Genomic DNA, 13,220 nt, shown 5'->3' with positions numbered 1-13,220 from the left:
ACGGTGGCGGCGGAGCGTGCCCAGCGGCTGCGGACATCGTTGCGGACGCACCTCTGGCCGATCATCGACGCCGGCGTCTGGGTCGTGGCGGTGTACGCCTCGGTCTGGCTGCGATATGACTTTCGACTCGGCCTCCTGCTGACGAGCAGTACGTTCGCGGCGGCCATCGGCGCCGGGGCCGTCCACGTCCTCGTCGGCTCGGTCATCGGCCCGTACGTGACGCGGCACCGCCGTGGATCCGCGGAGGAGATCGCCGACCTCGCCCGGACGGTCGCGATCACGGCCGTGCCGCTGCTCGTCGTCCCGCTGCTCGTGTACCCACCGCCGGTTCCGCGCTCGACCGCGATCACCGCCGGCGCCCTGGCGCTGCTGACCATGCTCGCCACCCGCCTGGTCGTGCGCTCTCGGGCCGCTCGGCGCGCCCTGCGGCGGCCCGGACGCCGCGTGCTTGTGTTCGGCGCCGGCGACACGGGCTGTCGGTTGGTGCGGGGTCTCCTGGCCGACACCGAGGGGGATGTGCTTCCCGTCGGCCTCCTGGACGACGACCCGGGCAAGGCGCGCTTCCGGGTCGAGGGGGTCCGCGTGCTGGGCGTACGGTCCGACGTCGCGGGCGTCGTCGCCCGGACGGAGGCCGACATGCTCGTCCTCGCCGCTCCGTCCGCCGACCCTGCCGTGCTGCGCGAGGTGTCCGATCTCGCAGCGGGTCTCGGCCTCGACCTCAAGGTCGCCCCCCGCGTCAGCGAACTCGTCGGCGGCGCGCCGTCGGCGCGAGACCTGCGCGACGTCGACCTCACCGACATCCTCGGACGGACCCCGGTCCACCTCGACACCGGACTCCTGGCCGAGCACATCGCAGGACGACGTGTGCTCGTGACCGGCGCCGGTGGTTCGATCGGCTCCGAGCTGTGCCGCCAGATCGATCGACTGGCGCCCGGCCGGCTCGTCCTCCTGGACCGGGACGAGTCCGGGCTGCAGGCCACCCAGATGTCGCTCTCGGGGCACGGCCTTCTCGACTCCGACGACATCGTCCTCGCCGACATTCGCGACCGCGAGCGCCTGGGGGAGGTGATCGCCGCCGTCGCCCCCGACGTGGTCTTCCATGCGGCGGCGCTCAAGCACCTGCCGTTGTTGGAGTCGTATCCGTTCGAAGCGTGGCAGACGAACGTGCTGGGGACGGCGAACGTGCTCGAGGTGTGCGCCGAACACGGGGTGGGGACCGTCGTCAACATCTCGACGGACAAGGCCGCGGACCCGACATCGGTGCTCGGGCAGAGCAAACGGATCGGCGAGCTCCTCACCGCGCACTACGCACGCACCCAGCTCGGGCGCTACGTGAGCGTGCGGTTCGGCAACGTGCTCGGGTCCCGCGGTTCGGTCCTGCACGCCTTCACGGCCCAGATCGACCGCGGCGGCCCCGTCACCGTCACCCACCCCGACGTCGAGCGCTACTTCATGCTCATCCCGGAGGCCTGCCAACTCGTCCTCCAGGCGTCGGCGATGGGGGGTGACGGCGAGGTCATGGTGCTCGAGATGGGTGAACAGGTGCGCATCGCCGACGTCGCCCGGACCCTCATCCGCCTGTCCGGTCGCAGCGACGTGCAGATCGTCTTCACGGGTCTGCGGCCCGGGGAGAAGCTGACCGAGGACCTGTTCGGAGTTCACGAGGCGCGTCGCGCGACGGCCCACCCGCTCGTCGACTGCGTGACCCCGGATCCACTGGACCCTGCGGAACTCGCGGGCCTGACGTCGCGGCGCGACGGAGACGTCCGCGCGGCGCTGCGCTCGCTGGCCACGCGGGCGATCACGCGATCGGCGTCACCGGCGTCTCCGCCACGGCGTCCGGCGGGCGGCGACGGCCAGGACGGTCCGGCCGAGGATCCGCACGTCCGATGACCACGTGCGGCCGCGCACGTATTCGACGTACAAGGCCGCCTTGCGCGGCAGGATCACGTCGACGTAGTACCGCTCCGGGTCGGCCTGACCGGCCAGTTCGTCGCCCTCGTCGAGGCCGGCGATGCTCGCGGGATCGGTGATTCCGGGGCGCACGGACAGGATGACGTCCCGGTCCTGCTGCGGCCATAGGGCCACGTACCGCGGCACCTCCGGCCGAGGCCCGACCAGGCTCATGTCGCCGCGGACCACGTTGACGAGCTGCGGCAGCTCGTCCAGTTTGGTCGACCGCAGTACGGCCCCCACGCAGGTGACCCGCGCGTCGCCGGTGGCGCTGACGAGCGGCCCGCCCGGCGGCGCCGAGCGCATGGAACGGAACTTGAGGATCTCGAAGGTCCGCCCGCCCCGTCCGACTCGCTCCTGTCGGAACAGCACCGGTGCGCCCGAGTCGAGGCGCACGGCTGCGGCGATCGCCCCGAGCAACGGCGCGCCGACGACGAGCCCGGCGGAGGCGAGCACGACGTCGGTGACCCGCCCGACGTCCACGGCGGCGGCCGTCACCTCGTCGCGTCCCGCGAGGGAGGTCACGACAGGACCTGGCGGACGGCATCGACCACGCGGTCGAGGTGATCCGGTCGCAGGCCCGAAGGGATGGGCAGGCTCACCACCCGGCCGAAGGCGTCGTCGGCCACCGGGTACGGTCCGCGGGCGAAACCGTCCGCCCAGTACGGGTGCCGGTGCAGCGGGATGAAGTGCAGGCTGGTGCCGATCCCGAGCTCGGTGAGGGCATCGACGAACGCGTCCCGCCCCATCGGCGCGTCGTCTCGGAGGCGCACGACGTACAGGTGCCGCGCGTGCACGTCGCCCGGTCCTCCCCGGGGCGGCAGGTCGAGGGGCAGGTCGGAGAAGGCCTCGTCGTATCGCGCCGCGATCGCCTCCCGGGACCGACGCATCGCCACGGCCCGGCGCAGCTGCACCCGCCCCATCGCGGCGGCCGGGTCGGTGAGGTTGTACTTGAATCCGGGGGCGATCACCTCGTACGCCCACCGGGGCACCCGCGGGCCGCCGGCATCGTAGCCGCCCGCGTATCGGGCGAAGACGTCCTTGCTGATGCCGTGCAGACGCATCGTCCGCATGCGCGCGGCGAGATCCTCGTGAGCGGTGACGGCCATGCCCCCCTCGCCGGTCGTCATGGTCTTCGTGGCGTAGAAGCTGAAGACCACGGCCTCGCTCTCGCCGACGCCGACCGGTTGCCCCGACGACATGGCGGGGAAGGCGTGGGCGGCGTCCTCGACCACGGCGACACCGGCCTCGCGAGCGAACGCCGCCAGAGCGCCGCGATCCACCGGCAGCCCGGCGAAGTGCACGGGGATGACGGCCCTCGTCGCGCTCGTCACCGCGGCTCGCGCCGCGTCGAGGTCGAGGTTGAGGGTGACGCGGTCGACGTCGACGATCACCGGACGTGCCCCGAGGTAGCGCACGACCTCGGCGGTGGCCGTGAAGGTCCACGTGGGCACGATCACCTCGTCGCCGGGGCCCACGCCGACGGCCTCGAGAGCCAGGTGCAGTCCGGCCGTGGCCGAGTTGAGCGCCACCGCGTGAACCCGGCCGCCCGGTCCCTCGGCGGCGGAGTCGAGGACCGTCGGATCGGGTTCGTCGCGCAGGTCGGTCCCGAGCACCGCCGCGAACTCCCGCTCGAAGCTCGCCGCCCGCGGCCCGGTCGTCAACCACCCCGACCTCATCGCCTCCACGGCCGCCTCGATCTCGGCCTCACCGATGTCCGGGGGCGCGAAGGGCACGAACTCGGGCCGGGGATCCGAAACGGTCACCCTCGCTACGATATCCGTGGACACGGCGCGGGTCGGGCAGGTGGAGCGGCCGGGCGCGGGGCCGGCGGGTCCACGGTGACGCGTCGCAACAGCTCGGGGCACGGTCGGAGACGACCGGAGAGGCGGAGGCGTGCGGGTTGGGTTGCTGACGCAGTGGTTCGACCCGGAGCCCGGGCCTGCGGCCCTGCCGGGGGTCCTCGCCCGAGGTCTCGTGGACCGCGGGCACGAGGTCCGCGTCCTGACCGGGTTCCCCAATTACCCGAGCGGGGTGCTGGCCGACGGGTACCGGTTGCGCCGCCGGCTCGACGAGCGCGTGGACGGCGTGGACATCACACGGGTGGCGCTCTACCCGAGTCACGACGCCTCCCCCGTCCGACGTCTGACGAACTACGCTTCCTTCGGCGCGAGCTCGCTGGTCAGCGGGATCGGCGTCCTTGCGGGCCTAGACGCCCTCTGGGTCAACTACTCGCCCGTCACCGTGGCCCCCACCATGTGGGCCGCCCGTTACGCGCTCGGTGTCCCCCTCGTGTGTCACGTGGGCGACCTTTGGCCCGACACGCTCGCCGTGAGTGGATTCGACCTCATCGGCCGCACCGCCGGCTCCGCAGCTCCTGTCGCCGCCGGGGCGCGGGCGGCGGACGCGGGCCTGCACGCATGGTGCCGCGCCATGTACGCCGCCTCCGGGGCGGTCAGCTACATCTCGCCGGGTGTCGGGGACGTGCTGCGATCTCGCGGTGTCCCGGACCGCAAGCTGGCCTACGCCCCGATGTGGGCGGACGAGACGACCTTCCGGCCCCCGGGTCCGCAGACGGAGACGGCGGGCCTCGCCTGGCGCCGGTCGCTGGGTGTCCCCGACGACGCGGTGCTGCTGTTGTACGCAGGTGCTCTCGGGGCGGCGCAGGGGCTCGACACCCTGGTGCGCGCGGCGGCCCGCGTCGACGACCCCCGCCTGCGCGTCGTCGTCGCGGGCTCGGGCACCCACGAGGACGAGCTGCGTTCGCTCAGCCGGTCCCTCGGGCGATCCTCGAGAGGCGCGGGTCGGGCGCCCGCCGAGTTCGTGGGCCGCGTCCCCACCTCACTGATGCCGACCCTGTTGGCCGGCGCCGACGCCGGGTACGTCGGCCTCTCCCCCGGTCCGGGGGCCGAGGTCACGATGCCCAGCAAGACCCAAGCGACGATGGCGGCGTCCCGCGCCCTCGTCGTCTGCGCCGACGGTGACGTGCGTGACGTCGTCGCCGACTCCGGAGCGGGGTGGAGCGCGCCGGCTGCCGACGTCGACGGCCTGTCCGGCATCCTGCGCGCCCTGTGCGATGGTGGGCGTGCGCCGCTGCGCTCGCGGGGCCGCGCCGCACGCCGCTACTACGAGGAGACGTTCTCCGTCACCCGCGCCGTCGACAGGGCCGAGTCCCTGTTGACCGCCGTACGACGGACGAGGGAGGAACGATGACCACGGCGCCGGAACAGCCGCCCGCCTCCACCGATCTGTCCGGCGCCCGGGTCGCCATCACGGGTGGCACGGGTTCGTTCGGGTCCACGATGGCCCGCCACCTGCTCCGGGACCGTGACGTCGCCGCCGTACACGTCCTGTCTCGGGACGAGGCCAAACAGCACGAGATGCGGCTCGCGTTCGCCGACCCCCGCCTCCGCTTCTTCCTCGGCGACGTGCGCGACCCCGACAGCGTCCGGTCCGCACTCGTGGGGGTCGATCACGTCTTCCACGCCGCCGCCCTCAAACAGGTACCGAGCTGCGAGTTCTTCCCGCAGCAGGCGGTGAAGACGAACGTCGTGGGCAGCCACAACGTCATCGAGGCCGCGCACGTGGCCGGCGTCCGCTCCGTCGTCTGCCTGAGCACCGACAAAGCCGTCCAGCCGGTCAACGCGATGGGGATGAGCAAGGCGCTCATGGAGAAGACGGCCCAGGCGTTCGCGCGCCAACACCCGCAGTCACGCACCGTCGTGTCCGTCACCCGATACGGCAACGTCATGTATTCGCGCGGGTCGGTGATCCCGCTGTTCGTCGCCCAGATCGCCGCGGGGCGGCCGTTGACCGTCACCGACCCGACGATGACCCGCTTCCTCATGAGCCTCGGTGAGTCTGTCGCCCTCGTCGACCACGCCTTCACGCACGCGGGCCCGGGCGACCTCTTCGTCCGCAAGGCTCCCGCCGCGACGATGGAGACGCTGGCCCGGGCCGTGGCCGTCGTCCGCGGTGTGCCCGACCACCCCGTCGAGGTCATCGGGACCCGCCACGGGGAGAAACGGCACGAGACCCTGCTCTCCCGGGAGGAGATGGCCACCGCCGACGACGAGGGGGACTACTTCCGCGTCCCCGTCGACGCCAGGTCGATGCAGTATTCGAAATACTTCGAGGAGGGCGACCCGCGCGCGTCGGTGGAGTCGGACTACACCTCGGAGAACACGACCCGCCTCGACGTCGATGCGACCGTCGCGCTGCTGCGCACCCTGCCCGAATTCGGGGGGTCCGGGTCGTGAAGGTGGTCGTGACCGGCGGCGACGGCTTCCTCGGCTGGCACACGCGGGCTCGCCTGCTGGCCCGTCAGGTGGACGGCGAGGACATCGACGTCGTCCCGGTCACCCGGGCCACCTTCACGCCGGACGCGCTCGCGCGGGCCGTCCGGGGCGCGGAGGTCGTCCTGCACTGCGCCGGCCTCAACCGCGGCAACGGCGACGAGGTATTCGCGGGCAACATCGACCTCGCGCGCCGCCTCGTCGCCGCCCTCGACGAGAACCCCGGCCCCGCGCCGGCCGTCGTCGTGGCCGGGAGCAGCCAGGCGGACGACGACCACCCCGCCCGCGACACGCCGTACGCGCGCGGCAAACGGGCCGCCGGTGCCGAGCTGTCGGCCTGGGCGGACCGCACGCCCGGGGCGAGTGCGGCCGATCTGAGGTTCCCGGGGCTCTTCGGGGAACACGGACGGCCCGACTACAACTCGTTCGTCGCCACGTTCGCCCACCGCGTGGCACGAGGGGAGGAACCCCGCGTCCAGAGCGACCGCGAGGTGCCGCTGCTGCACGTCGGCGAGGCGGTCCAGCGGATGTTCGGTGCAGCGGGCCGGCGTGCCACCGGGACGATCACCCAACCGGGACGCCCGACGCGCATCTCCGACGTCGCCCGCCGCCTGCGCGAGATGCACGACGTCTACGCCCCCGTCGGCGAGATCCCCGCCTTGACCGGCGGGTTCGACGTGGCCCTCTTCAACACGCTCCGAGCAGCGATGTGGCCTGCGGCGTACCCTTTCCGGCCGGCCCCGCGGCAGGACGAGCGCGGAACGCTCGTCGAGACCGTGCGGGTGCACGGCGGGAGCGGCCAGGCCTTTCTGTCGACGACGAACCCCGGATGCACCCGGGGGGATCACGTCCACCTGCACAAGATCGAGCGATTCCAGGTCGTGGCGGGTCGCGGACTGATCCGACTGCGCCGTGTCCTCCACGACGAGGTTCTCGAATTCGAGGTCGACGGTCGCGAGCCCGCGGTCGTCGACATGCCCACTCTGTGGACCCACAGCATCACGAACATCGGTACGGAGCCCCTGGTGACGTCCTTCTGGACCAACGAGCTCTTCGACCCCGAGCATCCGGACACCTACCCGCTCCCGGTGCTCACAGGGCGGGACCTCGAGGATCGCCGAGCGTCCGGCGGCCCCATGATCCAGGAGGAACGATGATCTCTCCCCCACCGGCCGCTCCGCAGATCACCCTGGGTCCGCTCCGCGCGGGTGACGTGGCCCGGTGCGCGTCGATCCACCGGCGGGCGTTCTCGGGGTTCTTCCTCGCCGAGCTCGGCGAACCCTTCCTCCGCGAGTTCTACCGGGCGTTTCTCCGCGACCCGTCCGCGGTTGCCGTCGTCGCCCGGGACACCTCGGGAGAAGTGCTCGGCGTCGCGGTGGGCACGACCCGACCGGGGTCGTTCTACGGGCGGCTGCTGCGCCGTCGTTGGTGGGGCTTCGCCTGGGCCGGGGCGCGGGGCGCGATCCGGAATCCGCGCGCGGTGCCCCGCCTCGTGCGTGCGGTCGGCTACCGCGGTGACGCGCCGGCCGAGATCCCGGACGCGGCCCTGTTCGCGTCGATGTGCGTCGATCCCGACGGCGGCAGCCGCGGTGTCGGTTCCCGACTCTCGAGCGAGTGGTCGGCCACCGCGCGCCGGATGGGTGCGGAGCGGGCCTATCTGACCACCGACCGCGACGACAACGACGCGGTCAACCGCCATCATCAGCGGCACGGCTGGACGTTGGAGTCGCAGTACGTGACCCCCGAGGGGCGACGCATGAACCGCTACGTCAAGGATCTCGACACGACCGGCCACGACGCCGGGGGCGGGGACCGGCCGTGACCAAGGTGATGACCATCGTGGGAACGCGGCCGGAGATCATCCGTCTGTCCCGCGTGATGAACCGGCTGGACGCCGAGGTGGAGCACGTGCTCGTGCACACCGGTCAGAACTACGACTACGAGCTCAACGGCATCTTCTTCGACGAGCTGGGCATCCGGCGTCCCGACCACTTCCTCTCCGTCGACACCTCGACGCTGGGGCACGTCCTCGGGGAGACCCTCATCAAGGCAGAGGCGGTCCTCGCGTCGGAGCGGCCCGACGCCGTCCTCGTCCTCGGCGACACGAACAGCTGCGTCGCCGCCATCATGGCCAAGCGGATGCGGATTCCCGTCTATCACATGGAAGCCGGCAACCGCTGCTTCGACGAGAACGTCCCCGAGGAGACGAACCGCCGCCTCGTCGACCACGTCGCCGACTTCAATCTCGTCTACACCGAGCACGCCCGCCGCAACCTCCTCGCGGAGGGGCTGCATCCGAGACGGATCCTCCTCACGGGGTCGCCGATGCGTGAGGTGCTCGACCATCACGCCGTGGCGTTCGCGGAGAGCTCCGCCCCGGCGGACCTGGGCCTGGCCCCGCGGGGATACCTCCTCGTCAGTGCCCACCGTGAGGAGAACGTCGACGATCCGACGCGCCTGTCCGCTCTGCTGCGCTGCCTCGTCGCCGCCCGCGACGCCTTCGAGGTCCCCGTGCTCGTGTCCACACACCCCCGCACCCGCAAGCGCCTCGACCTGCTCGCCTCCCGCCCGGGCGGCGGGGACCTCGACCTGTCCGGCATCACCTTCCATCCCCCGCTGGGGTTCATCGACTACGTGCGACTCCAGCAGGACGCCCTGTGCGTGCTCTCCGACAGCGGCACGATCAGCGAGGAGTCCAGCCTGTTGCGGTTCCCGGCCGTGACGATGCGGGACGCGATCGAACGTCCCGAGGCGTTGGACGCGGGCGCCATCGTCATGACGGGCCTCGATCCCGAGAACGTCGTCGAGGCGGTCCGCGACGCGGTCGCGGGTACAGGCCCCGACGGCCGCACCGACGTCACCCTCCCGGCCGACTACGCCATCGCGGACTGCTCGCGCCGGGCCGTGCGATTCATCCTCTCGACCCACCGACGCCACGAGGCGTGGCATGGGTTGCGATAGCGACCCGACCGGCGCCAGGGGCGGCACGGACCGACGACTGCGGGTGGTGGCCGCGTTACCCGCCTACCTGCCCGCGTACCGGGGCGGGGGCCCGATCCGGACGGTGGCCGCGATGGTGGCCCGGCACGGCGACCGGCTCGACGTCCACGTCGTAACCGGAGACCACGACTGGGGTGAGCGCCAACCGCTTCCCGTCCCCACGGAACGCTGGACACCCGTCGGCCGAGCGCAGGTCTGGTACGCCCGCGCCGGCTCTGCGGCCTCCTGGTGGCGCACGTGGCGCGCGGTCGGTCGCCTGCGACCCGATGTCCTCTACCTCAACGGCGTCTTCCCGACCTGGACGACGATCGCACCACTCGCGGCGCGTCGGCTCGGGTGGCGGCCCGGCCAGGTCCTGCTCGCCCCCCGGGGCGAGTTCGGCAGCGGAGCCCTCGCGCTCCGCCCGGACAAGAAACGCGTCTTCCTCGTCGCGGCGCGTCTCCTCGGTCTGTTCCGGGGCGTCACGTGGCACGCGTCCACGAACCTGGAAGCGGACGAGATCGCGGGCGTGGTCCCCGGCGCGCAGATCGTCGTGCACGAGAACGAGGTGGAGCTGCCCGAGCTGGCGACGCGTGCGCCGATCCCCACAGCCGACGACGGCCGCCTGCGGATCGTCTACGTAGGCCGGGTCGCCGACAAGAAGGGCGTGGACGTGCTGCTCGAGGCGCTCTCGGGCGTGTCGACGCCCACCCGGATCGACGTCATCGGCGCCGCCCCGGACGCCGCGTACCTCGCGCGCTGCGAACGACTCGCCGAGACGGCCCGAACCGCCGGGCATCGCGTCGACATCGCCGGCGCGGTCCGCAGCGACCGCGTCCGCTCCCTGTTCTCCTCCGCCGATGTCTTCGCGTTCCCCACGGCGCACGAGAACTTCGGCCACACGATCGCCGAGGCCCTGTCGGTGGGGTGCCCCGTCCTGCTGCCCGACACGACGCCGTGGTCGCCGGTCCTTCGCTCCGGCGGCGGCGAGGTCGTGGGCTCCCGGGAACCGGCCGACTGGGCTCGGGCGCTGCAGGACCGGGCGCGTCGATCGCCCGACGAGCGCCGGGCCGAGCGCGCACGCGTCGCCGACGCCTACGACGCGTGGCAGGCCGGCCGGAACCACGCATCGGTATTCGACCTGATGCCGCACCCGATCGACACCGGGCGCGCGCGACCCTCTACCGGCCGCGGCGTCTGAGGAGGGACAGGACGAGCCGGCATTCGGGCGCCAGCAGCGCCGCCCACGCCGCGGCGAGCGCGACGGCGGCGAGGGCACGGGCGACGGGTTCGTCGCTCGATTGCCGGACGAGCGGGACCGCGGCAGCCATCGCCGCCGCGCCGAGCAGTGGCCGCATCCACCGGGGGTGCCATCGTCTGGCCGCCCGGGCGATCGCGTACGCGGCGGTCGTGATGACTCCCGCCGCGTAGGCGTAGGCGACGACGCGCACGTCCCCGCGGCCGAGCGCGAGAACCCATCCCGCGCCCGCGACGAGCAGGCCCACGCCGCTGGCGGCAGCCATCTCCGCGATACCGCGCTCATCGGCGCTGGTCAGCGCGTTGACACACGGGACCGCCACCATCGCGGCGAGCACGGCGAGCACGAGGACGGCCAGCACGTCACCGGCGGCGCCGCCGCCCGCGGCCGCCCTGGTGAAACCGGCGCCGTAGACGAGCCCCACGACGACGTCGGAGAGCAGGGCCAGACCGGCTGCGACGGGGGTCACGAGCAGGAGGATGCCGCGGACGCCCCGGTCGAGCTGCGCCGCCACTGTCGCGTCGTCGCCGTGTCCCACCGCTTCCGACATGGCCGGATACAGGACCAGGGCGAGCGCGCCCGAGACGAGGGTCAGCGGCATGGCGAGGTTCGAGGCCGCGGCGTACTCGCCGGCCGCGGTCGCGCCCAGCCGGGCCGTCACGAGGATCGAGAGCTGGACCAGGCCCGCGCTGGCCAGGGTGCCCAGCGAACCGAGCACGACGAAGCGGTCGATCTCACCCCGCAGCGCCCGCCTGTCGTCGACCGACACGTCGGTCCGAGCGGCGAAGGGCCAGCACAGGAGGGTGAGCACCAGGTAGGCCACGGCGAGCGGAAGGAGCAGCGTCAGACCCCGCACGCCGGCCTGCAGTGCCGCGACGAGGCCGATGAACCCCAGCGAACTGAGCACGACATCGAGGAGCACCACGCGCCCGACGGCCCCGACGCCGTAATGGACCCCGCGCGTGAACTGCTGCCCGGCCAACCCCACGAGCAGTGCGGCGACACACGCCGCACCCGAGGCTCCCTGCCCGCGTGCCACGACGACGACGAACGCCACCACGGCGAGTCCGAGGGTGGCGCCGGCGACACGGCGGGCCAGGTGGGCGGCCGCCGAGTGGACCTCTCCGGCGTCGTCCCGGCCGCGGGCCCGCGCGATGAAGCGAGAGGCCGCCTGACCGCTGGTCGTCGGGCCGAGCAGGATGAGGAACTGCGCCGTCGCGAGTCCGGCCGCGACGACCCCGAGCGCCGCCGAACCGGCCAAGCGGCCGACCGCGACGCCGACCGCGAGCCGGATGAGACCCTGGGCGGCGAGACCGACGAAGCTCGTGACCCCTCTGGAGGCGAGCGACGCCGACGGTGGCGCCTCGAGGTCGAGGAGCCACGGTCGGCCCGCCCGCGGCGCGTCGTGACTCACGCCGGCCCGACAGCCGCGCGCAGGACGTCCAGCTCGGCGCGGGCGACGTCGGCCCATCCGTGGGGCCGGACATGGGCCGCCATGGCGTCCGCGGTGGGCGGCGCGGCGGCCACGTCCAGGACGGCGCGGGCGAAACGGACGATCGCGGCCGCCTCGGCGTCCGGATCGTCCGACTCCTGCGAGCCCGGCGGCGGGACGAGTCCGTCGGAGCCGAGCAGCGCCTCGGGGAGACCACCCACCCCGAAGGCCACCGCCGGCGTCCCGCTGGCGTACGCCTCGGTGACGACGCAGCCCCAACCCTCCGACCGGCTGGGGGCCACGAGCACGTCGGCGGAGCGCATGAGGCGCGCGAGCTCGTCCTGCGGCACCCGTCCGGTGAAGCGGGCGCGCGGCAGTCGGGACGTCAGGGAAGTTCGCAGGGGTCCGTCTCCCGCCACCGTGAGGTCCGCCTCCCCTCCGAGGCTCTCGATCGCGCCGACGAGAGCCGGGAGACGGTCGGCGCCCTTGACCGGGAGGAGGTTCCCGGCGAAGAGGATGCGGACGGGGGACCCGGCCGTCCCGGGCCGTCGTCCCGGGTCGACGCAAGAGTCGTCGGCGGGCGGACGGAAGCGGGCGAGGTCGACGCCGTTCGAAATGACGGTGGCCGTCGCGGTCGGCAGCCCCAGGCCGGTGGCGGTCCGGCGCAGGGCGTCGCTCACGTACGTCGTCGCGGCGGCCTGTCGAAGCGTCGCGGCGGCCGCCTCGGGGTCGGCGCGGGCTGCGACCTCGACGTCGCTCCCGTGCAGGGAGACGACGAACGGGACCCCCAGCTCGGCCGCCACCCGACGAGCGACCTCCCCCGCCGGCATCGTGTACATGCCGTGCGCGTGCACCACGTCGAAGGGCTGTTCCTCGCCCGATCGGGCCCGGGCGACGGCGGGATGCGCCAGGACCCCCTGCACCGCGGAGCGCACCGCACCCTCGGGCCGGCGTCCGCGCCTTCCGCGGACGACGTCGGCGACGCCCCACGAGACGCGCACCTCGCCGTAACGCTCCTCGTCGGCGAGGGCCAGGCCGGCTCCGGGCGTCGCCCGCACGACACGACGGACGACGTCGAGCCACCATGGCTGGACGGGCCGCAGGGCCAGGGCCGTCAGGTCGACCGGGGCGCCGGAGTCGCCCAGCGAGGCGAACGCATCGATGCGCGACGTGATGTAGGCCGCCCCGCTCGGGCTGTGGCGCGTCGGATAGCTGTTGGTCAGCATCAGGATGCGCACGGTGGGGGGTGTCCTCATGGTCGATCACGGGGTTACGACTTCGGCCAGGGTATCCGCGCTCGTCC

Annotated in this window: 11 protein-coding genes; 7 read left to right on the top strand and 4 right to left on the bottom strand. The window is 73.1% G+C overall.

Features of this window, described 5'->3' with window-relative positions; translation table 11 throughout:
• The first annotated feature begins 3 nt into the window (after nucleotides 1-3).
• Nucleotides 4-1,893 (top strand): nucleoside-diphosphate sugar epimerase/dehydratase, encoded by a 1,890-nt coding sequence (locus ICW24_RS03955; protein ID WP_226344416.1) that lies wholly within the window; start codon nucleotides 4-6, stop codon nucleotides 1,891-1,893.
• Here ICW24_RS03955 and ICW24_RS03950 read toward each other — a convergent pair.
• Together ICW24_RS03950 and ICW24_RS03945 are read right to left on the bottom strand one after the other, a co-directional pair.
• Nucleotides 1,816-2,478, bottom strand: a complete 663-nt coding sequence (locus tag ICW24_RS03950; protein ID WP_226344415.1) for a sugar transferase — start codon at nucleotides 2,476-2,478, stop codon at nucleotides 1,816-1,818. The two genes, ICW24_RS03955 and ICW24_RS03950, sit on opposite strands and share 78 nt — an antisense overlap.
• Nucleotides 2,475-3,719, bottom strand: coding sequence for a DegT/DnrJ/EryC1/StrS family aminotransferase (locus ICW24_RS03945; RefSeq protein ID WP_226344414.1), 1,245 nt, complete (start codon nucleotides 3,717-3,719; stop codon nucleotides 2,475-2,477). Before ICW24_RS03945 ends, ICW24_RS03950 begins: the two co-directional genes overlap by 4 nt.
• 130 nt (nucleotides 3,720-3,849) lie before the next feature.
• Here ICW24_RS03945 and ICW24_RS03940 point away from each other — a divergent pair, with 130 nt between their 5' ends.
• From ICW24_RS03940 to ICW24_RS03915, 6 genes are read left to right on the top strand one after another with little or no spacing between them, the layout of a single operon-like run.
• Nucleotides 3,850-5,166: a glycosyltransferase family 4 protein gene (locus tag ICW24_RS03940; protein ID WP_226344413.1), complete on the top strand. Its 1,317-nt coding sequence runs from the start codon at nucleotides 3,850-3,852 to the stop codon at nucleotides 5,164-5,166.
• Nucleotides 5,163-6,212 (top strand): polysaccharide biosynthesis protein, encoded by a 1,050-nt coding sequence (locus tag ICW24_RS03935; RefSeq protein WP_226344412.1) that lies wholly within the window; start codon nucleotides 5,163-5,165, stop codon nucleotides 6,210-6,212. The genes ICW24_RS03940 and ICW24_RS03935 overlap by 4 nt, the downstream gene beginning before the upstream one ends.
• Entirely contained in the window at nucleotides 6,209-7,405 is a 1,197-nt protein-coding gene (locus tag ICW24_RS03930; protein ID WP_226344411.1) for a polysaccharide biosynthesis C-terminal domain-containing protein, read from the top strand. The genes ICW24_RS03935 and ICW24_RS03930 overlap by 4 nt, the downstream gene beginning before the upstream one ends.
• Nucleotides 7,402-8,070 carry a GNAT family N-acetyltransferase gene (locus ICW24_RS03925; protein WP_226344410.1) on the top strand — a complete coding sequence of 223 codons (669 nt, stop codon included), beginning with the start codon at nucleotides 7,402-7,404 and terminating at the stop codon, nucleotides 8,068-8,070. The genes ICW24_RS03930 and ICW24_RS03925 overlap by 4 nt, the downstream gene beginning before the upstream one ends.
• Nucleotides 8,067-9,209 (top strand): non-hydrolyzing UDP-N-acetylglucosamine 2-epimerase, encoded by a 1,143-nt coding sequence (wecB, locus tag ICW24_RS03920; protein WP_226344409.1) that lies wholly within the window; start codon nucleotides 8,067-8,069, stop codon nucleotides 9,207-9,209. Before ICW24_RS03925 ends, wecB begins: the two co-directional genes overlap by 4 nt.
• On the top strand, nucleotides 9,196-10,428 hold the full coding sequence (locus ICW24_RS03915; RefSeq protein ID WP_226344408.1) for a glycosyltransferase: 1,233 nt from the start codon (nucleotides 9,196-9,198) through the stop codon (nucleotides 10,426-10,428). The genes wecB and ICW24_RS03915 overlap by 14 nt, the downstream gene beginning before the upstream one ends.
• Here the strand turns inward: ICW24_RS03915 and ICW24_RS03910 are convergent.
• Both ICW24_RS03910 and ICW24_RS03905 read right to left on the bottom strand, forming a co-directional pair.
• The gene (locus tag ICW24_RS03910) at nucleotides 10,409-11,899 is read right to left on the bottom strand and encodes a lipopolysaccharide biosynthesis protein (RefSeq protein WP_226344407.1); all 1,491 of its coding nucleotides are present in this window, start codon (nucleotides 11,897-11,899) and stop codon (nucleotides 10,409-10,411) included. The two genes, ICW24_RS03915 and ICW24_RS03910, sit on opposite strands and share 20 nt — an antisense overlap.
• Nucleotides 11,896-13,155, bottom strand: coding sequence for a glycosyltransferase (locus ICW24_RS03905; protein WP_226344406.1), 1,260 nt, complete (start codon nucleotides 13,153-13,155; stop codon nucleotides 11,896-11,898). The genes ICW24_RS03910 and ICW24_RS03905 overlap by 4 nt, the downstream gene beginning before the upstream one ends.
• Nucleotides 13,156-13,220: the final 65 nt, after the last annotated feature.

The organism is Agilicoccus flavus (genome assembly GCF_014857905.1).
GTDB lineage: Bacteria > Actinomycetota > Actinomycetes > Actinomycetales > Dermatophilaceae > Agilicoccus > Agilicoccus flavus.
Note: the sequence above shows the minus strand (reverse complement) of the source record. Positions and strands in the feature narration are given on the sequence as shown.

What these genes read in the sequence shown, in the direction of transcription:
- ICW24_RS03935 (WP_226344412.1), top strand. Translation starts at nt 5,163, where the DNA reads ATGACCACGGCGCCGGAACAGCCGCCCGCCTCCACCGATCTGTCCGGC.
- ICW24_RS03925 (WP_226344410.1), top strand. Translation starts at nt 7,402, where the DNA reads ATGATCTCTCCCCCACCGGCCGCTCCGCAGATCACCCTGGGTCCGCTC.
- ICW24_RS03915 (WP_226344408.1), top strand. Translation starts at nt 9,196, where the DNA reads ATGGGTTGCGATAGCGACCCGACCGGCGCCAGGGGCGGCACGGACCGA.